An 18862-nucleotide genomic window follows, 5' to 3' on the forward strand; every position below is an offset into this window, starting at 1 on the left:
CGTACCATATTGCGGCTTCCACGTTTACGAACTTCGGAATCAAAGGAGCACTAGCCAATTATATGATTCTAGTGCGGTTTAGAATTTGAAGTTCCTATGATGAGGTTACCGCGAAACTGATAGGAACTTCAAATTCACCGCGCTGGTGGAGTGGATTTGACATTCGCTACCCACCTGGCTGCGAGCTCGCGAAACGCGAATGTCAAATCCTAAACTCCACTAGAAGCATATATTCGCTAGTGGTCCTTTTGATTCTAACATTCGCAAAAGTGGCCGCTGAGAAGGGATGCGAATGTTAGAATCGGACCACTAGCAAAACCGAAGGGATCGTGGCGATGTCCGAACCGAAACTGGAAGTGCCGGCCGAGCTCAGGGATTTGGCCGAAAAGACCATCGACCAGGCTGAACGCGCGTTCGGCATGTTTTTCGACGCCGCCAACAAATCCGTCTCCACTATCTCGACGCCTGGAACGGAAATATCGAAGCAGGCGCTTGCCTTCACCCAGCAGAACATGAAGGCGGCGTTCGAACATGCCCGCAAGCTCGTGCATGCCACCGACCTTCAAGAGGCGATGCAGATCCAGTCGGAATTCCTGCGCAGCCAGTTCACCAATGCCGGCGAGCATATGCGGCAAATCAGCGGCGACGTGATGTCGGTGGCAAAGGACACGATGAAACCGAAGCTTTAGCCGAATCCTCACCGCTATTTTCGTTAAACGAAAAACTGGACGCCCGGATTTTCAGGTTGTGAAATCTTGGGTCGGTTTTCAGAGCGAATTCATTTGCTCCGGCCATTCCTGATGTTTCCGCTCAACGCGAGAAACGAATGGCAAGACACGGGCGCGTCTTTCGAATTTCCGAAACCTGATGGGCAACATACTGGTCCGAACAGCCGTTGTGCTCGATCCCTCCCCACGCGTTCCGCGGGCGAGGATCAGGCAGCCTCTATGGATAGGGTCCGGGGCCCATCTTGGCGATCAGCGGATTGTCGGTGGCGACCGGCGAAAGATCGCTGGTTGCGGTCTTGCCGAGAAACTTGTCGAGCGTGGCCTGGATCTTCTCTTTCGCCTCCTCGGGGCCGCGGTCGCTCAGCCAGGTGTGCTGGAACGGCGTCTTGACGATGTCGATGCCGTCGAGCTTCGCCTGCTCCGGCGTCGGCAGCACGCCGGGATCGGTCTTGAAATGAGGATCGCTCGAGCGGAACGACAGGATCTTCATCTTCTTGTTGAGCACGAAGGGAACGCGCAGATTGTCCAGCGTGATGATCTTCGACACCATCTGCGGGTGTTCTTTCGCGAAGTACATCGCGACGTCGCCGCCGTTGGAATGTCCGACCATCGTCAGGTGATCGTAGTTGGCATGGGGCTGGATTTTCTTCAGCTGTCCGAGGACGAAGAGAATATTGGCCTCGCTGCGCTCGTAGACGCCGATGCGCCCGACATAGGGCAGCCCCACCCTGGTCATCAGCGGCGGATCGCTCGGCAGGTCCTGCTCGATGCTGGCGACAAGATAGCCGCGCGCGGCAAAGACGTTTTCCAGGAAGGAGTATTCGGTGTTCTTGACCGTGTTGCCGTTACTGATGATAGCGACCGGCAGCTTCCAGTAGCCGTCGTCGGCCTTTCTCTCATAGTCGCGGCGCACCGCGACATCGACCGACACCGGCCGCTGCCGCACCGGGTCGAACAGATTGAGCGTCTCGTGACGAATGGCCCATTTGCTGGCAGCGGCGTAGAGACCGCCCGCCAGGAGGCAGACACAGGCCAATACCGCAAACGCGCGTTTCATGTTCCATCCCCGTGTTCTTGTTGATGACAGTATGGTGATTAAACGCGGCAACATGGAGCCTGGAGCCGCGCCCGAGAGGATTAAATTTCCGAAATCTGCGACTTTTTGCCATGCAACATTCGTCGGACGCGGCCGCCCTAGATAGGCTTTGAGGTCGCCCAGCATGTACGGCTTTGGCAGGAAGTGAGCGTCTTCCGGCAGGTCGCGGTTCTGCGGCCGGAAACGTCCTGTCGTGACCAGCAGCGCCACCGGCGGCCACCGCTTCCGCACCACTTCAGCCAGCCGGAGCCCATCCATCGTGCCGGGCATCTGGATGTGAACACCACGGAGATTTCTGGAGCTGACTCCAGCAGTGAAATGGCCTGGTCGGCGTTGGCGGCCTCGATGACCTCAAAGCCCAGATCGCGGATTATATCGGCCGCATGCACGCGGATCAGCGCCTCGTCCTCGACAATCAGAATCACCACTTTTTGCATTGAGGAATAGGCCACTGCAGCTCCAGCGAACGACGACAATCCCCCAACGCCGCGATATGTTCCAAAATAACATTTGCAGAGATCAAACGTTATTTGCCACAGTCCTAAACAGTATTTGCGAGACTTCAGTATAAATCCGATTGGACCATGACCAGCGATTTGAAGGCCGACATCGACGCCATACGGAATATTGGCGCAGTACCCAAAATATTGGACGTGGTCGGTCGACTGACCGGCATGGGATTTGTGGCCATCGCGCGCGTCACCTCGGAGAGGTGGGTGTGTTGCGCGGTTCGCGACAACATCCACTTCGGCCTCGAAGCGGGCGGCGAGCTTCGCGTCGAAACGACCATATGCAACGAGATACGCCAGCATGGCCAAACCGTCGTCATTGACGACGTAAAGATCGACGAAGCGTTCTGCAATCATCCGACGCCTGCGATGTACGGCTTCCGCAGCTACATCTCCGCTCCCATCGTCCTTTCCGACGGAGAAATATGGGGCACGCTCTGTGCGATCGACCCACAGCCGCGCCTACTGAACAAGCCTGAAGTCCTCGGCTCGTTTCAGTTATTGAGCGAACTGATCGCGGTTCAACTGGAACTCAACAGCCGCTTCGAACAAAGCCAGGCGAAGCTGCGAAGCAGTCAGGCCGACTTGCTCGACGAGCGGAAAACGGCCGAACTGCGCGAACAGTTCATCGGCGTACTGGGGCACGATCTCCGCAACCCCCTTGCCTCTGTCGAAGCCGGAATGCGCGTCCTCCTCAAAAATCTGGATAACGGCAAGGCACCGGAAATCATCGCCATGGTTCAGAAATCGGTGATGCGGATGACAGGCCTGGTCGACAATCTCATGGACTTTGCCAGAGGACGGCTCGGCGGCGGCCTGACCATCGGAAGCGACGCAAATGCGCCGCTAGCGCCTGTTCTCGAGCAGGTCATCGGTGAATCGAAACTGGCCTGGCCCGCCGCCGTCATCGAAACGGATATCGATATCAGAGAGCCCATCGACTGCGATCGAAGCAGGATTGGCCAGCTCTTCTCCAATCTCCTCGGAAATGCCATCACTCACGGTGATCCGGACCGGCCGATCCGGATCGTCGCAAAAACAACAACAGGCGGGGCCTTCGTGCTGAGTGTCACGAATTTCGGGACACCGATCTCAAGCAAGGCGATGCAGAGTCTGTTCAAGCCTTTTTCGCGCGGCGACCGTCCCAGCCAACAGGGTCTGGGGCTTGGCCTCTTCATCGCTTCGGAAATTGCCCGCGCTCATAGCGGCACGTTGAGCGCCGATTCGACGGCCGGAAAAACAACGTTCATCTTCACGATGCCGCAGGCGCGCTGACCTGCGTCACGGCTTCCATATGCGCGCTCTGTCCTTGATCATGGCGACGACGGCGTCGATCACAGCCGAGATTGCGCCACGCCGATAGGCCCAGCGCGGGTCGTTCTCGGGAGGCGCGGCGATCACCATGGTGGCGTTGGCCTCGAACAGCAGAAGGTCGCCTGCCGCATTCAATCCGAAATCGATGCCGGCATAGTCGAGGCCGAGCCGCCCGCATATTGCGCCCAGCGCCGCAAAAGCCTTGTCGCCGAGCACGCCGCGCATGTCTTCGAGGAACGCCATTTCCTCGGCGCGATGATCCGGCTTGTCGGCCATGTCGGAGGTGAAATAGTGCACCTTCCAATTTCGCGAAATCGCCAGATGCAGCGGGAAGAGTTTTCCGCCGATCATCATCACGCGGAACTTGCGCGCATTGCCGTCCTTAGCCCGCGCATCGAGGTATTCGATCGCGAGCACTTCGTCGCCCGGCAGGTCCGCAGTCGCGGCGGGAAGATCGGCCGCTTTCTCTACCTGCACGAAATTGCGCCCCGTATGATAGCCGGGCGAGCGCAATAAAACCGGGAAGGTGAAGCCGCGACCCCTAAGCCAGGCCGCGCCTTCGGAACCGGCGAGGGTGGATCGCGGCACGGCCTCGACCCTTGGCGTGATTATACCCGGCAAGGCGGCAAGCTCAGTGGCGTTGTTGCGGCGTCCCGTCTTCATCACCGCGCGCGGGTCGTTGATGACGGGCGCGCGGGTCGCGGCCGTGAGCCGGATCGCGGCTTCCAGCGCCGGCTGGCACAAATCAGCGTCGCCGATCGCATTGAAGATCAAGGCGTGACTGGGCAGCGGCGCGTGGGGATCGAGATGGTCGGCCACGACCACGGTGGTGAGGAAGACAGAATCGTCGAGAAACGGCGCGGTCGGGATATTGCCGCCGCCGGAGGAGACCAGCTGCAACAACGGAATCGGCGGACCTTCGCCGCGATAGGGCAGCGCCGAAATCGCGCGTCCGCCAAAGCCTTTCCTGAAATGCGCAGCAGCCGCCTCGCGGTCGCCTTCGTCCGACAGGACCGCGCCCAGTCCCTGATGTGCACCGGGGTGATCGGGATCGGCCTTCAGCGCGGCCTCGTAATGGGTGCGCGCTTCCGCATGGCGATTGGCGCGGAGCAGGAGGTTGCCGAGGTTGACGCGCGCCATCGGGTTGTCCGGATGGTGCAGGATCGCCTCGGTATAGACGCGGCAGGCGGCGTCGATAGCACCATGGGCAGCGAGCAGCGTTCCGAATTCGTTGAGCGCGCTGAAATGGGTCGGATGCCGGCGCAGGATATCGATGAAGGCGGTTTGCGCCTCGCCCCTTCGATCGAGCGCGCCGAGCAGCGCCGCGCGCTCGATCTCGATGTGCAAACGCGCCGCGTCCTCGCCGCCTTGCGCCAGTTCCATGTCGAGTTCGACGAGCCGCGCTTCCTGCGCGAGGCGCGGACGCCAGGCGAGGGCGGCGGATGCTTTGGCTTGCGGTTGGGTCACGGGCTTATGCGGCGCCTCTTGGAGATGCGAGGCGCGCACTATCGCTGATTCGCAAGGGTCGCGAGCCGAACCTTCAGCCACCTTCCGGCTTCTCGAAGGCGACGCCGATGCGCTTTTCCTTGCGCCAGACGACACGGCAGGGACGGTGATCGCCGTCAGTCACCAGCGTGAATTCGGTCGGGATTCCGAGCGGGCTTGTCACGTCCAGCGCCGCGCCGCTGTCGGAAAGGTTGCGCACCGTGCAATCGATCGCGCCGCCGCTAAACTCAATGCGCGCGCCCTTCAACACCCGGTGCCGAGGTGTGTTTCGGTGCTCGTCGTCCATCGCGCCTTGCGTTCCTGCTATTGAATCACCGGCCGGCGCAATTTTCGGCCCGGTTCGCAAAATGATCAAGAAGGCGGCTATTGGATTTGAAGTCTTTTTCGTTTCCAGAAATGACAAGGACGGCTGATTCGGTTCCGTCCTTTCCCGGAGTTTGCCCGGCATACCAGAATCGCACGGGCGTCGCTAAGCTCGCAACGTTGCACCCTGTCTTTAAAGGATGACCGGCCATGATCGATCGCGAATCCCCCAAAGAAATTGCCGTTCTCGGCGCGCCGATCGAGATCGGGGCCTCGCAGATGGGTACGTTGATGGGCCCCGATGCGCTGCGGACGGCTGGCCTTCTCACTTTGCTCGAAAGCCTCGACTTTGCGGTCGAAGATCACGGCAATCTCTCGGTTGCCGGCATCGCCGCGCTGAAGGACAAGGCGCCGGACAATACGAAACACTATCGCGAAATCCAGCGCTGGATCCGCACCATCAGCGCGCGCGCCTACGAGATGTCACGAACCGGCGCCATCCCGATCTTCCTCGGCGGCGATCATTCGCTCTCGATGGGGTCGATCAACGGCGTGGCGCGGCATTGCCGCGAGACCGGGCGAGAGCTTTTCGTGATGTGGCTCGACGCGCATGCCGATTACAACACGCCGACGACGACGATCACCGGCAACATGCATGGCATGTCGGCCGCGTTTCTCTGCGGCGAGGACGGGCTCGACGGGCTGCTCGGCGACGAGCCGCGCGCGTCAATCCATTCAAGCCGGCTCGAGCTGTTCGGCACGCGCTCGATCGACAAGCTCGAGAAAGAGCTGGTGAAGCTGCGCGGCGTCAGTGTCGCCGATATGCGCAAGATCGACGAGTTCGGCGTCAGCGTGCTGATCCGCCGCGTCATCGACAGAGTGAAGGCGGAAAACGGCGTGCTGCACCTGAGTTTCGACGTCGACTTTCTCGATCCGGAGGTGGCGCCGGGCGTGGGCACCACGGTGCCGGGCGGCGCGACCTATCGCGAGGCGCATCTGATCATGGAGCTGCTGCACGATTCCGGCATCGTGCATTCGCTCGACATCGTCGAGCTCAATCCGTTCCTCGATGAGCGCGGCCGCACCGCGCGCAGCGTGGTGGAATTGATCGGCAGCCTGTTTGGCCAGCAGATATCAGACCGTCCGACGCCGACCAACGCGATCTAGTGGTCCGATTCCAACATTCGCATCCCTTCGCAGCGGCCACTTTTGCGAATGTTAGAATCAAAGAACCACTAGCAAATATATGTTTCTAGTGGAGTTTAGGATTTGACATTCGCGAATCAAACTCGCGGGTCGGCTGGGTAGCGAATGTCAAATCCACTCCACTCGCGCGTCGAATTTGAATGCGAGGGCAATGCACGGACGGCGAGCGGGATGATGGAGAGCTTGCGCGGCGCGCCGCTCAGGCTACGCCCGCCTGATGCCGGCTGGTGACCATTTCAGAAGTGTCGTAGCCGCGAACATCCAACGAAATTTGATCGTCGGCGGAACATGGGAGGCTCTGGGCGCTTTTCCTCCAGGAGACAGAATCTTCGCAGAGAGCGGCACAGCCACCAACCTAGTGCCGCCTATTTGAAGTTCCTGCACCACAAGCGGCGAGTTCTGTTCAGGAACTTCAAATAGAAAAGCGGCACTAGAATCAATAAGTTTGCTAGTGTCCATGACTTTCCGAAGTCCGTGAAAGGTCGTGCTGAGATGTAACACGGACTTCGGAAAGTGGGCACTAGTCCAGACGGCTTCAACTCCCGTCCGGACCCGGTACCCAGACCTCATTTTGATCAGGAGACGTCATGCGCGGCCACCGGTATAGCGCAACGCGCAACAAGCTGGATTTGCGCGATCGGGTTCAAGTTCGGATTGTCAGGAAGCGCCTCAAGGTTTCGGAAAAGCAGCTTGTTGGTCTCGTTCAAAAGGCCGGCGATTCTCTCGCCGCTGTTCGCAAGGAAGCGGACTTGCAACGGCTGGTGACAGAGCCTCCGGCGGTGGTTATCGCCTCGGTTCAGGAACCGGCGGTTGCCGAGACCGCCGAAGAACGCACCGCAGTCTAATATAAGGGGTCGCGCGCTTTTTCGCGATCACAGGGAGTATCGCCATGAACGGTCGAACCTTGAACGGTCGAACCCTGGCGCTTGTCGCTCTGTTTGGTATCGTTGCCGGCACTGCGATGAGCGATCCGGCCGCGCAACCTGGCCAAAGTCAGCCCGCAAGCCAATCCGCCGATACGAAGAAGCAGTCAGAGCTTACGCCGTCGCAATTGATCGCGCAGGACTTTCGGACAATGGCGCAGGAGCATGCCACCGTTGGTGCGGCGAACCCCGGGAAAGAACAGGAAGGAAAGCGCTGAGCCGCGCTGAAATGTCGCCGGAACGTCAAGGGTGCGCTTTCGAAGGGGCGTTCGTTCCCGGCCATCGCTCAGTGTGAAAGCTCGTACTTCCGCATTTCCTGCAAGCGGGCCAGGCAATACTCACGATACAGTTCCTGGATAACTCTCCACATGACCGATCCCCGTCGTTGGTCTGTGGAGAAGGCTAGACCCGGTTCTGTTTCAGGACTGTGTCGCGGGCCTTGGAAAATGGTTTCTTCAAAAGGCGAAAAAACAAGGCCGCCCACCGACAAGGGACAGGCGTTACGCGGCTGCAAGCTCGGGGAGCGAATTGCAGATCCAAAACTGCACCCGTCAAGGACGCGGCTTGCTATTGGATAACGTCGAGCTTGACCTTTGCGGTGCCGCTCTCAACCATCCCGAGCGCGTTGGCGGCAGAACGTGAGACATCGACAATTCGTCCGGGAACGTACGGACCGCGGTCATTGACCCGCACGGTCACGGACCGCCCGGTCGCCATGTTTGTCACCCGCAAGCGCGTGCCAAACGGCAATGTAGGGTGGGCTGCGGTCAAATCGTGTGTGTCGAACTTTTCTCCGCTCGCGGTCTGTTGCCCCTCTGTGTAGAAGCTGGCAATTCCGTGCGAGGCGATCTGCGTCGGGGCTGTATAGTGGTCTCGCGCGAACGGCGTATGCTTCCTTGCCGATGCGACACGCCTTTTGGTGACGACGGAGGCCGTCCGCTCGTGCTGTACCGACGCCTGCCGCTCGTGGCTTGCAAATCCGGAATTCCGCACCGTCGTGGATTGAGCGCAGGCCGCAAGAGACGCGGCCCCGAGAACGACGACGAGCAATCTGGACACGTCGCGCGAGCGATCCGCCGCGACCGCGAAGGCGATCGGAAGAGATTTTGCTCTGATCGCTACATACGAACTCTTGGCAGAACTCCTGACAGTACTCCTGGCAGAACTCCTGGCAGTTCTATTGGCGCCATTGACGGGAAACATGCTGCATCCCCAACTCGTGCCCCCAAGCTAAGCCCCGGCCCGAATGAGGGCAGAACCGTGGCTGAACGAGATCAGTCACGGCGTAACCCAGCGATTTCCATCGGGTGTGATGATTGAGCCACAACTCGCCGCAAGCACGGATGTCACCTGTGGGTGCATGGCGGACTCGTCTTTGCCGGTTCCGGATGAGATGCGCCGCCGCTGGCTGTCGTGCCTGCCGGCGGCGGCGATTTCGTGTGTTGCAAAACTCCGGTTGAGGCGAATCGCAGACCGGGAACCCGGCTTCCGCTGACGCGGAGTGGATGGTGTACACGTCGATCAAGATCAGACATCGTGTATCGCCAACCATCTGGAGTCTCCATGCCCGGGGCAAGCTACGTCGATCCTCGCAATGGAAAAACCTATCCGCTGGCCGTGCCGCGCTGGTGCTCCGATGACCGGACACCCCTTCTGGTCACGCCGGGCGCCGGCATCTCGCGCGACGACATCGACGGGCGGACCCGCTCGCTCTGGCGCTATCAGGCGGCGCTGCCGGTTCGGATCGACAAGCCGATCACGTTGGGCGAAGGTTGTACGCCGCTCGTCGAGCAGGCCTGGGGCGACCTTCGTCCGTTCTTCAAACTGGAATGGTTCAATCCGACCGGCTCCTTCAAGGACCGGGGTTCGGCCGTGATGTTGTCGTTCCTCAAGCAGATCGGCGTCGACGCCATCCTGGAAGACAGTTCGGGAAACGGCGGGTCCTCGATGGCCGGCCTCGGCGCGGCTGGAAGGATGCGCGTCAAGATCTTGGCACCTGCGTCGACCTCGCCTGCGAAGATCGCGCAGGTGCGCTCTTACGGCGCGCAAGTGCAGTTGGTCGAGGGGCCGCGCGAAGAGTCGGAAGCGGAGGCGATCCGCCAGTCGAACGAGACGTTCTACGCCAGCCACAACTGGCAGCCGTTCTTTCTGGAGGGCACCAAGTCGTTCGCCTACGAACTGTGGGAAGATTTGGAATTTCGCGCCCCCGATAATGTCATCATGCCGGTCGGCGCGGGCAGCAGCCTGCTCGGATGCGCGTTTGGCTTCCGTGAACTGATGAAAGCAGGCCAGATCGCGAAGCTCCCGCGTCTGTTCGCGGCGCAGCCGCTCAATTGCTCGCCGATCGATGCGAGCTTCCGTGCCGGCGTCGATACGCCGGTCGCGCGCGAAGTTCACAAGACCATCGCCGAGGGGACGGCGATCAGGCATCCGATGCGCCTGCGCGAGATGGTTGGTGCGTTGCGCGAGAGCGGCGGCGGCACGGTCGCGCTGACCGAAGAGGAAATCGTTGCCGCCTTGCGTCGGCTGGCGCGGCAGGGACTGTTCGCCGAGCCGACCAGCGCGAGCGGAGCCGCCGCTCTGGAGAAGTTGACGGCGATCGGCGCGATCAAGGCGAGGGAAACCACCGTGGTGATCCTCACCGGCACCGGCCTGAAGGCGGCATCCGCCGTCGCCGATCTGGTCGGATGAGCCGGAACGCTTATATCCGCTCGTGGCCCCGGCCTTCGAGTTGCGGCGGCAACAAAGGTAGGCACGAAAGAGAGGAGACGCGACATGGCGATCGGTTACGAGACGATGGGCGACGGCGCGCACAAGGTCCTTGCGCTGCACGGATGGTTTGGCGATCACACGACCTTTCGGCCACTGCGCGATGCGCTCTCCTTGAGCGAATTCACCTACGCCAGCGTCGCGTATCGCGGTTATGGGATCTCTCGCCAGATCAGCGGCAACTACACCATGAAGGAGATTGCAGCCGACGCGCTGGAAGTCGCCGACAAGCTCGGCTGGAAGGAGTTCAGCCTGATCGGCCACTCCATGGGCGGCATGGCGGTGCAGCGCATTCTTGCCGACGCGCCGGCGCGGATACGCAAGCTGGTCGCGGTGACGCCGGTGCCGGCGTCAGGCGTTCCTTTCGACGAACAGGGCTGGAATCTGTTCAGCGGCGCACCGGCGAGCCGTGACAACCGCCGCATGATTATCGATTTCTCCACCGGCAATCGGCTCTCGAACGCCTGGATCGATCACATGGCGCGCTACTCGGAGGAGACTTCGACCCGCGAGGCGTTCGCCGGCTACCTCCAGGCCTGGGCGAAGACCGACTTCCACACCGAGATCGAGGGCAAGACTTTGCCGGTCAAGGTGATCGTTGGCGCCAACGACGGCGCGCTGACTGCTGATGTGATGAAGGCGACCTATCTCGCCTGGTATCCGAACGCGAGCCTCGAGGTGATGCCGAACGCCGGGCACTATCCCATGAACGAGACGCCGGTGGCGCTCGCGACCTCGATGGAGGCGTTCCTGCGGGGTTAGATCGCCGGAGGCGCCGGCTACGCGCGCCGTCGACGCGGACGAAGGCTAGTGCCCGATCGAATTCGCCGCTTGTGGTGCAGGGACTTCAGATCGGCGGTACTAGAACCCGAAGTAGACATCCTCGATTGCTCAGGGAATGCCCACTCTGCTACCCTGCGGCTGCCTTCGTTGAGGCAGAGAGCCTCCCGCCAGCGAAAGCCCGTACCCGATCGGATAGTCCGAGCAGACCGCATTGAAAACGCCTGGTGCCGAAATGAAAATTGTGACTGCTCTGATCCTGGCACTGTTCCTCCCGGGCCCTGCCATGGCGGCAGAAACCGCCGCGATGTTCGCCAGAAATCTCATTACCAAGCCCGGCTTGCGTCCGTGGACGATCGTTACGGTTCCCGATGAATGCCTTGTGGTCGAACTCAGGCTCGATCCGCTCGTCGCGAAGCACGGCGATTTGAAGAGGGAGTTCGGCGAGATCGCGCGGACGGTTATTCCTGCCGCACTGGAAAAATATCCGAAGCTGAAAAGCGTCCAGGTGACCGGATTGATGACGGTTCGCGACAGGCACGGCAACGACCGCGAGGTCCAGGCGGTCATGGTTAAGTTCTACCGGAAAAATTCGGCTTCGATCAAATGGGACACGGTCAAGCCTGCCGAGGTCATCGATCTGTCCGACAAGAAAGCGGTCTCGCCGGTGCTGGCAGCGCATTGAGCGGTGTGCGGAAACAAAGGCCCGCCAAAATGCGCCCCTGATGGAACACGGACCGGCATGGACGTGCGGAACCTTCGCGGACCCGTTCCTGTTATTTCCCTGAAGAGGAAACGTCAGGCGAGGTGTTCGAATGATCTCCGATCAGGCGAGGCAATACGGCGCGCGGCCGGTTTGCGTCGCGCTGGGGGTTGCGATTTTCGGGATCCTGGCGATGCTGGTCGTCGACCACGGCCCGTGGGCGCATCCGCATGTTCAAACCGCCCAGCTTGCCACGCACTACCAGACCACTGGCGAGGCCGCGCGCGCGGCTGGCGCCAGCGTCGCGCCAACCAAACCGCGTGATGCGGTCGAGCCGGATCCGTCCTTGCCCAGGCAGGTCGAACCGCCCAATCCAAAGCCATAAATGGCGCGCATCCTGCTTGCATGCGGAGCGCGCGAAAAATCCGACGCCACCAAAGGCTCAGCGAAGTTGTAAAGAACGGCAGCCCTTGCAGGCCCCGGCGTCAAAGGGAGTTAACGGATGCTGACGAAGGTGCCCCAGAGGGCGGCCAGCACCGCGCCCACGAACACATAGGAAGGGTGGTCGCAGAACGTGTCGCCATATTGGCACATCGTTGTGCCCAACGAGCCGATGTCGTTGTTGCCGGCGGCGTAAAAAAGAGCGGACAGGACTGCCAGCGCTCCAGCTACAAAAAGCATCATACCCTCCGGTGAAGGGATCGCTAACAAACGGCCGCGCTTCCGCTGCTCGCCCAGACCCCGGCGCTCGGCCGTTTCGAATCCGACAATAAGTTGCAGAAAATCTTTAATTTCGGTTTAGCCGGCAGGAGCTGGCGGGCCGCCGGCGGCCAATTCCGGTCATACCGGGCGGTTAAAACTGGTCAGGCGACCCATCCGGGAGACTTGAATCGTGGCCCTGGGGCTTGCGCGATTTCGCCCGTGTCGATCCGGCCGGCGTCTACCGGCGGATCAGTCAGGATATTTCGGAAGGCGAGTAAACCATGCAGCGGCACGCATCGCGCGCCGCGGCCCTCATTGTCGTTCGGCCTGAGAAGCCGTCTGCCATTGTTCGGCACGTTCAGCGAGTTGCTCATACTCGGTCGCGATCCTGAGCAGTCTTTTCTTTTCGCGCTCGGCGATGCGATAGCTTTCGGCCTTGCTCCGGGTCTCTTCCGCCCGATCACGCCAAAAGCGCGGGCTCTTCATCGGATCGTTCATCGCCTGCTCCTGATCTCTTCCCGTTAACTGCGATCGAGGGCTAAAGTTGCGGCAAATCGAATGCTCGCAAATCGAAAACCCAAAGGCAGCGTTGGGGAATGGAAGAGGAATGCGGCGGCTTTGTTTCAGCCGGCTAGTCGTCCCATGAGCCGGCTAGTCGTCCCAGATGCGCTCGCCGCATTGACATTGATACAGGCGGACCGTCTTGCCGTTTTGGGTGTCGAGAAGTTTGGCTGCGAGATGGGAAAAGGCCGCGCAAGCCGGGCAGCGGGGCGCGCTTTCCTGCTTCGCTGGCTTGATCCGCTCGCTTTCCCTGTCGTCGCTCATCAGAACTCCCCCAAGCACTTAAAGTGCTCAAGCGAGCATTGGTTCCAGACATTCTTTGCGATGGTAAGCGCGAGACGCGCGGCGGAGCCTGCACGCCGGTACGCCGTCACGCGGAAGCTCCCGGCAAGTTTGGCGCCTAACCGCCTTCCAGCAGCTTGCCGTAGCCCTTGATGCCGGCGTTGACGCCGGCGGTGCGCAGCGCGTGCCACATCATGGCGGACGCGGCCGAGATCACCGGCTTGCCGGTATCCGCTTCAAGCGGTTGCAGGGCATCCAGCGTCGGCATGCCGACGCCGGAGAGAAAGATCACATCGGCCTCGGGACGGTCGACCTGCCGCGCGATCGCGTAAGCACGTTCGCTGGTCTCTTCATAGATGTTGCGTACATCGGCGAGATGGCCGGAAGAGACCACCGTCAATCCGCAGGTTTCCAGGTGCTGCCGGCCGCGCGCCGTCATTTCGGCGGAGTAGGGCGTCGCATAGGCCACGCGCCGTGCGCCGAGCTGTGCGAACGCCGCGAGCACGCTGCCAAAGGCGGTGATGAAGCGGGCGCCGCTCAACGTTTCCATCTCTCGCACCAGTTCGGCTTCGCGCGCTTCTCCAAGCGTGTAACTGGTCGCCGTATGCGCCATCGCGATCACGCGCGGCGACACCATCGAAAGCAGCTTGACGCAACCAGGCAGGTTTTCGACCTGGCTGCGGTTGCGTTCTTCCTGACCGGTGTGGGTTCCGGCCGGGCCTTCCGCATGCATCCGCGTGAAATGCAACGAGACGCCTTCCGGTGCGAGCTCCATCATCTCCGGTTCGAGTGTCGGATTTCCGGGCGGGACCAGAAACCCGATGCGAGCGCGCCATCCCTTCATGCTGCTTTCCTGTGCCGTGATGCCGGCGATCGTTGCCTGATTGCGCGCTTAAGCGCCAGCCACGATAACGTGTGCCGAAAGCCTGGCGGGGTATCGTGCCGCCGAGGATCAAAAAATCAGGCACCATGTGGCGGTCTTAATTTTCCGGAATCGAACCGGAGAACATCTCGTCAGTTTTCAGCATGGCGTTTCACCGGTTTGATGCGTCGCATGGCTACCAAACGCCATCCGCTATCCGCTTGCCTTCCATTGTTACAAGGGGATATCGATCACTTAAGACGCTTCATGACCACCAGAACACTGCCTCCGCTTGAGCCTGACGAATTTGTAAAGCGCAATTCGTCGCCGGAAATCGAGAACGGTCGTGTCTGCGTAACGCCGTCCCAATTGGGAAAACTGCTCGCCTCGATCTGGAATTTGATGGCTTTGGCGGTTTCGTCGATGCTGTATTTTCCAAAGTACGAAATCGAGCCCTGAACGGCTGCCTTGTACTCTTCGGCCGTGCCTTGCAACCTGCTGCCGGATACGAATTTCGGCCGCTCCGGGTTGGCGATGAACAGGGCAAAATGGCTGCCGGCGTCGAACATGATTATTCCCTGGGGGTTGGCTCCATACGTGTCGACTCTAGTGCCGTCCGCCTTCGTTGTCTCGTTGAGGAGGAAGCCCCAACTGCCAACGATGTCCTTTGACGATTGAGCTTTTGCGCCGATCGGCGCGCAAACGATCGCTAGAATGAAAACAACGAGGAAGCTGTTTCGCATGACGTTTGTCCTTCAAATGAAAAACATTCCACGCTCGAAAAAAGCCCTGGCCGCGGCGTTGGTTAATCGCTTCGCAGCTTGTGCATGTCGCTTCTCAGTTCGCTCTAGGTTGCGCGATCTTGTTCTGGGCGATGATGGCCTCCAGACGCGCGATGTTTTCGAGTAGCCGGTGGCTGGTGAGTACCAGGAAGTAATAGCCGAACTGCGGGTTCTGGAAGTAGATCTCGAGCAGCTTCTCGTAGGTGATGGTGAGGACCTGGCCGTCTTCGAGGCAGGTGACGGTCGCGGTGCGCTTGTTGTCGGGCGAGAGGAAGCCGAGTTCGCCCATCAGCCGGCCCGGCGGCAGCTCGACACTGATCTCCTTGACCAGGAAATTTCCGGTCACCGTGAGGAACATCTCGTCGGCGTCGTCGTCCTTCTTGAACAGCACGTCGCCCTTGCGATATTTGCGCTCGGTCATGAACGGCTTCAGCCATTCCATCGAGGTGTCGCCCTGCGTGGCGCTTCGGGCCATCTTCACGAGCTGCAGCATCTGGCGCAGCCGCCAGGCGTTGATCGGCACCATCAACAGGTACAACAGAAACGTCGTGATGTTTCCGGCGAGCGCGCCGAAGCCGGCAAAGAAGGCGCAGCCGATCATGTTGGCGACCCGCAAGGGCACCATCGTCTGGGTGAGGAGCGTGGCGACGAAGAAGATCGCGCCGATCAGTGCAAGCAGGTTGGCGAGCGTGATGTTGGCGAGGAAGAGTTCAAGCAGGCGGTTGAAGATCGCGTCATAGGTGACGTTGTTCGGATCAAGCCCGAGCTGGATCAGGATCTTGGCGATCCGCAGATTGTCAGTCGCGGTGTCGAGAATGCGGTTGAGAACCGTCGACATGTCAGCACTGGGAATCATGACCGTTCCTTGCACAAAATTTGTCGCGTCCCGCCTTGTTTTCAGGCATTCCTGTCCACGAAGTCGCAGAGGCCGCGGTCTCTCCGAACCCTGGCGGTCGATTCCGACAAGCGGACTATACCCCGAAAAAACCCGGGGGCAGGCGGTTTGCAGGGCTTTGCAAGGCTCAATCCAGGGGTTTAGGGCCCGATAATTCGCCCCTTCGGGCCTCGCGGAAATCGCTCACCCGCGGGTCGTCTTCGCCATTAGTAGAATAGCGCGCGCGTCTCGAAGGCCGGTCAGGGCGGGAAGGTCTGGCAAGGCTGCGCGACGTGATCGGTCGCAAAATCGGCAGATAACAAAAGAGAAGAACGATTTGGTTCCGAATGCCGCGTCAACGCGCCGCGGCTGGTGCCGTGAATTTGACATTCGCATCAGTGTCTCCGCGAACGCTTTATGCGCGAATGTCAAATCCGAAACGGCACCACAAGCCCCTTTTCGCCGTTATTCCATCGGTTCTGACATTCGTAACCGCGTTCGCCGCAATACCATACGAATGTCAGAACCGGGAACGGCGGTATCGCGCTTGTGAAGCGTGGTGCCCCGATATCGCCGGTCCAGTCGCGCAAAATTATTGACGAAGCGGCGGACAGATTATCGTTAATAATGCGTTAATCCTTCGCGTGACAGCATGGCAGTAGTGATCCGGAATGTTGCGATACGGTTACACGGCGTAGGATTCAGATGTTTTTTTATCCACGACGGATCGTCCAGTACAAGTATTGCATTGCCCCTTGGAGTCGGTCGCGTGTCCAATGGAGGCAAGCGCGGGGACTGATTCGCGGGGCCGGTACAGTCAGCGTTCGACGACGTGAACGTGACCCACACACGCTCGAACGGTGAAGCAACCAGATGAGGAGCGGGTTCAATGTATAACGACTCTCTATTCAATGCTTTCGCCCGATCGTTCGAGGCGCGGAGCGAAAGCGACATGTCGATGGCGGAATATCTGGAGTCGTGTCGAGGCGATCCGATGAGATACGCGAACGCGCCAGAACGACTACTAGCGGCGATCGGTGAGCCTCAGATGATAGACACGGCCAGGGACCCACGCCTTGGCCGTATTTTTTTGAACCGGACCATGCGCGTCTATCCGGCTTTCGCCGGCTTCCACGGAATGGAGGAAACGATCGAGCGCATCGTCGGTTTCTTCCGTCACGCCGCGCAAGGCCTCGAAGAGCGCAAGCAGATCCTTTATCTCCTCGGCCCGGTCGGCGGCGGCAAGTCCTCGCTCGCCGAGCGGTTGAAGTCGCTGATGGAAGTGCACCCGATCTACGTGCTCAAGGCAGGCGATGAACTCTCGCCCGTGTTCGAGAGCCCGCTCAGCCTGTTCGATCCCGAACAGCTCGGGCCGATGATCGAGGAGAAATACGGCATTCCGCGCCGGCGCCTCTCGGGGCTGATGAGCCCGTGGTGCCTGAAACGGCTGGAAGCTTTCGGCGGCGATATTTCCCGCTTCCGCGTCGCCAGGATCCAGCCCTCGCGGCTGCGCCAGATCGCGATCGCCAAGACCGAACCGGGTGACGAGAACAACCAGGATATCTCCTCGCTGGTCGGCAAGGTCGATATCCGCAAGCTCGAGACCTATGCGCAGAACGACCCGGACGCCTACAGCTATTCGGGCGGCCTGAATCGTTCCAACCAGGGCATCCTCGAATTCGTCGAGATGTTCAAGGCGCCGATCAAGATGTTGCACCCGCTGCTCACCGCCACGCAGGAAGGCAACTATATCGGCAGTGAGAATATCGGCGCGATCCCTTTCACCGGCATTATCCTCGCGCACTCCAACGAAGCCGAGTGGCAGAGCTTCAAGGCCAACAAGAACAACGAAGCCTTCATCGACCGCATCTGCGTCATCAAGGTGCCGTACTGCCTGCGCGTCACCGAAGAACAGAAGATCTACGAGAAGCTCATTTCCGGCTCCGAACTCGCCGCCGCACCCTGCGCGCCGTCCACACTCGAGACGCTCGCCCGATTCTCGGTGATGTCGCGGCTTCGCAAGCACGAGAACTCGACGACCTTCGCCAAGATGCGCGTCTATGACGGCGAAAGCCTGAAGGAGAGCGATCCCAAGGCGCGCAGCGTGCAGGAATACAAGGACGCTGCCGGCGTCGACGAAGGCATGGACGGCGTTTCCACCCGCTTCGCCTTCAAGGTACTGGCGTCGACTTTCAACCACGACACCAGCGAACTTGGCGCCGATCCGGTGCATCTGATGTATGTGCTGGAACAGGCGATCCGGCGCGAGCAGCATTCCGAGGAAATCGAGAAGCGCTATCTTGAGTTCATCAAGGCCGAACTGGTGCCGCGCTACGCTGAATTCATCGGCAACGAAATCCAGAAGGCCTATCTGGAATCCTACTCGGACTACGGGCAGAATTTGTTCGACCGTTACGTCGACTACGCCGACGCCTGGATCGAGGATCAGGATTTCAAGGATCCCGACACCGGACAGATGCTCAACCGCGAACTGCTCAATCAGGAACTGACCAAGATCGAGAAGCCCGCCGGCATTGCCAATCCGAAGGACTTCCGTAACGAGGTGGTCAAGTTCTCGCTGCGCTCGCGGGCCCAGAACGGTGGCAAGAATCCGTCCTGGACCAGTTACGAAAAGATCCGCGAAGTGATCGAAAAGCGTATATTCTCGCAGGTCGAGGATCTGCTTCCGGTGATCTCGTTCGGGTCGAAGAAGGACGGCGAGACCGAGAAGAAACACGGCGATTTCGTCGCGCGGATGGTGGAGCGCGGTTATACCGAGCGCCAGGTCCGCCGGCTCGTCGAATGGTACATGCGGGTGAAGCAAGCCGGCTGAGGCGGAGCAACAGCACCAGTGCCCTTTCCGAAGTTCTTGAAAGGTGGGCGCTGCAAGTGCAACACGAGCTTCGGAAGGTGAACACTGGTGCGGCGAATTTGGAGTTCCTAACAGTGTTGCGGCCAATTC

Annotated in this window: 21 protein-coding genes; 10 read left to right on the plus strand and 11 right to left on the minus strand. The window is 60.2% G+C overall.

Annotated elements, in window-relative coordinates; all coding sequences use genetic code 11:
* Window positions 1-335 precede the first annotated feature (335 nt).
* Window positions 336-689 carry a phasin gene (locus M6D32_RS03930; protein ID WP_298253566.1) on the plus strand — a complete coding sequence of 118 codons (354 nt, stop codon included), beginning with the start codon at window positions 336-338 and terminating at the stop codon, window positions 687-689.
* A 256-nt stretch (window positions 690-945) separates the two neighbouring features.
* On the opposite strand, the gene M6D32_RS03935 is transcribed toward M6D32_RS03930, so the two are convergent.
* Both M6D32_RS03935 and M6D32_RS03940 read right to left on the minus strand, forming a co-directional pair.
* Window positions 946-1785, minus strand: a complete 840-nt coding sequence (locus M6D32_RS03935; protein WP_298253615.1) for an alpha/beta fold hydrolase — start codon at window positions 1783-1785, stop codon at window positions 946-948.
* A gap of 137 nt (window positions 1786-1922) precedes the next feature.
* Complete coding sequence (locus tag M6D32_RS03940) at window positions 1923-2300, minus strand: hypothetical protein (RefSeq protein WP_366145816.1); 378 nt, start codon at window positions 2298-2300, stop codon at window positions 1923-1925.
* A 108-nt stretch (window positions 2301-2408) separates the two neighbouring features.
* Between M6D32_RS03940 and M6D32_RS03945 the strand changes: the two genes are divergently transcribed.
* Entirely contained in the window at window positions 2409-3608 is a 1200-nt protein-coding gene (locus M6D32_RS03945) for a GAF domain-containing sensor histidine kinase (RefSeq protein ID WP_298253568.1), read from the plus strand.
* A 6-nt stretch (window positions 3609-3614) separates the two neighbouring features.
* Here the strand turns inward: M6D32_RS03945 and M6D32_RS03950 are convergent, their stop codons facing one another.
* Window positions 3615-5114: a tetratricopeptide repeat protein gene (locus M6D32_RS03950; RefSeq protein ID WP_298253570.1), complete on the minus strand. Its 1500-nt coding sequence runs from the start codon at window positions 5112-5114 to the stop codon at window positions 3615-3617.
* Between the two features lie 73 nt (window positions 5115-5187).
* Window positions 5188-5439: a PilZ domain-containing protein gene (locus tag M6D32_RS03955; protein ID WP_298253572.1), complete on the minus strand. Its 252-nt coding sequence runs from the start codon at window positions 5437-5439 to the stop codon at window positions 5188-5190.
* A 227-nt stretch (window positions 5440-5666) separates the two neighbouring features.
* Here M6D32_RS03955 and rocF point away from each other — a divergent pair, with 227 nt between their 5' ends.
* The 3 genes from rocF to M6D32_RS03970 all read left to right on the plus strand — a co-directional run bounded on the left by rocF (window position 5667) and on the right by M6D32_RS03970 (window position 7803).
* Window positions 5667-6623 carry an arginase gene (gene rocF / locus M6D32_RS03960; protein WP_298253574.1) on the plus strand — a complete coding sequence of 319 codons (957 nt, stop codon included), beginning with the start codon at window positions 5667-5669 and terminating at the stop codon, window positions 6621-6623.
* 626 nt (window positions 6624-7249) lie between these two features.
* The gene (locus tag M6D32_RS03965; protein ID WP_298253577.1) at window positions 7250-7507 is read left to right on the plus strand and encodes a DUF3606 domain-containing protein; all 258 of its coding nucleotides are present in this window, start codon (window positions 7250-7252) and stop codon (window positions 7505-7507) included.
* Between the two features lie 44 nt (window positions 7508-7551).
* A complete protein-coding gene (locus tag M6D32_RS03970) occupies window positions 7552-7803 on the plus strand; it encodes a hypothetical protein (RefSeq protein WP_298253579.1) in 252 nt (83 codons plus the stop codon).
* Between the two features lie 349 nt (window positions 7804-8152).
* Here M6D32_RS03970 and M6D32_RS03975 read toward each other — a convergent pair whose 3' ends face one another.
* The gene (locus tag M6D32_RS03975; protein ID WP_298253581.1) at window positions 8153-8644 is read right to left on the minus strand and encodes a septal ring lytic transglycosylase RlpA family protein; all 492 of its coding nucleotides are present in this window, start codon (window positions 8642-8644) and stop codon (window positions 8153-8155) included.
* A 504-nt stretch (window positions 8645-9148) separates the two neighbouring features.
* On the opposite strand from M6D32_RS03975, the gene M6D32_RS03980 reads away from it, so the two are divergent.
* The 4 genes from M6D32_RS03980 to M6D32_RS03995 all read left to right on the plus strand — a co-directional run bounded on the left by M6D32_RS03980 (window position 9149) and on the right by M6D32_RS03995 (window position 12222).
* Complete coding sequence (locus M6D32_RS03980; protein ID WP_298253583.1) at window positions 9149-10276, plus strand: threonine synthase; 1128 nt, start codon at window positions 9149-9151, stop codon at window positions 10274-10276.
* Window positions 10277-10360: 84 nt separating this feature from the next.
* Window positions 10361-11116 (plus strand): alpha/beta hydrolase, encoded by a 756-nt coding sequence (locus tag M6D32_RS03985; RefSeq protein WP_298253585.1) that lies wholly within the window; start codon window positions 10361-10363, stop codon window positions 11114-11116.
* A 253-nt stretch (window positions 11117-11369) separates the two neighbouring features.
* Window positions 11370-11819, plus strand: coding sequence for a hypothetical protein (locus tag M6D32_RS03990; protein ID WP_298253587.1), 450 nt, complete (start codon window positions 11370-11372; stop codon window positions 11817-11819).
* A 130-nt stretch (window positions 11820-11949) separates the two neighbouring features.
* A complete protein-coding gene (locus tag M6D32_RS03995; protein WP_298253589.1) occupies window positions 11950-12222 on the plus strand; it encodes a hypothetical protein in 273 nt (90 codons plus the stop codon).
* 110 nt (window positions 12223-12332) lie between these two features.
* Here the strand turns inward: M6D32_RS03995 and M6D32_RS04000 are convergent, their stop codons facing one another.
* From M6D32_RS04000 to M6D32_RS04025, 6 genes are all read right to left on the minus strand, one after another.
* Window positions 12333-12518, minus strand: a complete 186-nt coding sequence (locus M6D32_RS04000) for a hypothetical protein (RefSeq protein ID WP_298253591.1) — start codon at window positions 12516-12518, stop codon at window positions 12333-12335.
* 333 nt (window positions 12519-12851) lie between these two features.
* Window positions 12852-13037 (minus strand): hypothetical protein, encoded by a 186-nt coding sequence (locus tag M6D32_RS04005; RefSeq protein ID WP_298253593.1) that lies wholly within the window; start codon window positions 13035-13037, stop codon window positions 12852-12854.
* 153 nt (window positions 13038-13190) lie between these two features.
* A complete protein-coding gene (locus M6D32_RS04010; RefSeq protein WP_298253594.1) occupies window positions 13191-13364 on the minus strand; it encodes a hypothetical protein in 174 nt (57 codons plus the stop codon).
* A 136-nt stretch (window positions 13365-13500) separates the two neighbouring features.
* On the minus strand, window positions 13501-14226 hold the full coding sequence (locus tag M6D32_RS04015) for a hypothetical protein (RefSeq protein ID WP_298253595.1): 726 nt from the start codon (window positions 14224-14226) through the stop codon (window positions 13501-13503).
* Window positions 14227-14495: 269 nt separating this feature from the next.
* Window positions 14496-14987: a lipocalin-like domain-containing protein gene (locus M6D32_RS04020; protein WP_298253597.1), complete on the minus strand. Its 492-nt coding sequence runs from the start codon at window positions 14985-14987 to the stop codon at window positions 14496-14498.
* A gap of 94 nt (window positions 14988-15081) precedes the next feature.
* Complete coding sequence (locus M6D32_RS04025; RefSeq protein ID WP_366145817.1) at window positions 15082-15879, minus strand: cyclic nucleotide-binding domain-containing protein; 798 nt, start codon at window positions 15877-15879, stop codon at window positions 15082-15084.
* 910 nt (window positions 15880-16789) lie between these two features.
* Between M6D32_RS04025 and M6D32_RS04030 the strand changes: the two genes are divergently transcribed.
* The gene (locus tag M6D32_RS04030; RefSeq protein WP_298253601.1) at window positions 16790-18733 is read left to right on the plus strand and encodes a PrkA family serine protein kinase; all 1944 of its coding nucleotides are present in this window, start codon (window positions 16790-16792) and stop codon (window positions 18731-18733) included.
* Window positions 18734-18862 lie beyond the last annotated feature (129 nt).

The sequence above is a fragment of the Bradyrhizobium sp. genome, from assembly GCF_027307225.1.
Taxonomy (GTDB): Bacteria; Pseudomonadota; Alphaproteobacteria; order Rhizobiales; family Xanthobacteraceae; genus Bradyrhizobium.

What these genes read in the sequence shown, in the direction of transcription:
- M6D32_RS03930 (WP_298253566.1), top strand. Translation starts at nt 336, where the DNA reads ATGTCCGAACCGAAACTGGAAGTGCCGGCCGAGCTCAGGGATTTGGCC.
- M6D32_RS03935 (WP_298253615.1), bottom strand. Translation starts at nt 1,785, where the DNA reads ATGAAACGCGCGTTTGCGGTATTGGCCTGTGTCTGCCTCCTGGCGGGC.
- M6D32_RS03945 (WP_298253568.1), top strand. Translation starts at nt 2,409, where the DNA reads ATGACCAGCGATTTGAAGGCCGACATCGACGCCATACGGAATATTGGC.
- M6D32_RS03955 (WP_298253572.1), bottom strand. Translation starts at nt 5,439, where the DNA reads ATGGACGACGAGCACCGAAACACACCTCGGCACCGGGTGTTGAAGGGC.
- rocF (WP_298253574.1), top strand. Translation starts at nt 5,667, where the DNA reads ATGATCGATCGCGAATCCCCCAAAGAAATTGCCGTTCTCGGCGCGCCG.
- M6D32_RS03965 (WP_298253577.1), top strand. Translation starts at nt 7,250, where the DNA reads ATGCGCGGCCACCGGTATAGCGCAACGCGCAACAAGCTGGATTTGCGC.
- M6D32_RS03970 (WP_298253579.1), top strand. Translation starts at nt 7,552, where the DNA reads ATGAACGGTCGAACCTTGAACGGTCGAACCCTGGCGCTTGTCGCTCTG.
- M6D32_RS03980 (WP_298253583.1), top strand. Translation starts at nt 9,149, where the DNA reads ATGCCCGGGGCAAGCTACGTCGATCCTCGCAATGGAAAAACCTATCCG.
- M6D32_RS03985 (WP_298253585.1), top strand. Translation starts at nt 10,361, where the DNA reads ATGGCGATCGGTTACGAGACGATGGGCGACGGCGCGCACAAGGTCCTT.
- M6D32_RS03990 (WP_298253587.1), top strand. Translation starts at nt 11,370, where the DNA reads ATGAAAATTGTGACTGCTCTGATCCTGGCACTGTTCCTCCCGGGCCCT.
- M6D32_RS03995 (WP_298253589.1), top strand. Translation starts at nt 11,950, where the DNA reads ATGATCTCCGATCAGGCGAGGCAATACGGCGCGCGGCCGGTTTGCGTC.
- M6D32_RS04000 (WP_298253591.1), bottom strand. Translation starts at nt 12,518, where the DNA reads ATGCTTTTTGTAGCTGGAGCGCTGGCAGTCCTGTCCGCTCTTTTTTAC.
- M6D32_RS04005 (WP_298253593.1), bottom strand. Translation starts at nt 13,037, where the DNA reads ATGAACGATCCGATGAAGAGCCCGCGCTTTTGGCGTGATCGGGCGGAA.
- M6D32_RS04010 (WP_298253594.1), bottom strand. Translation starts at nt 13,364, where the DNA reads ATGAGCGACGACAGGGAAAGCGAGCGGATCAAGCCAGCGAAGCAGGAA.
- M6D32_RS04015 (WP_298253595.1), bottom strand. Translation starts at nt 14,226, where the DNA reads ATGAAGGGATGGCGCGCTCGCATCGGGTTTCTGGTCCCGCCCGGAAAT.
- M6D32_RS04020 (WP_298253597.1), bottom strand. Translation starts at nt 14,987, where the DNA reads ATGCGAAACAGCTTCCTCGTTGTTTTCATTCTAGCGATCGTTTGCGCG.
- M6D32_RS04030 (WP_298253601.1), top strand. Translation starts at nt 16,790, where the DNA reads ATGTATAACGACTCTCTATTCAATGCTTTCGCCCGATCGTTCGAGGCG.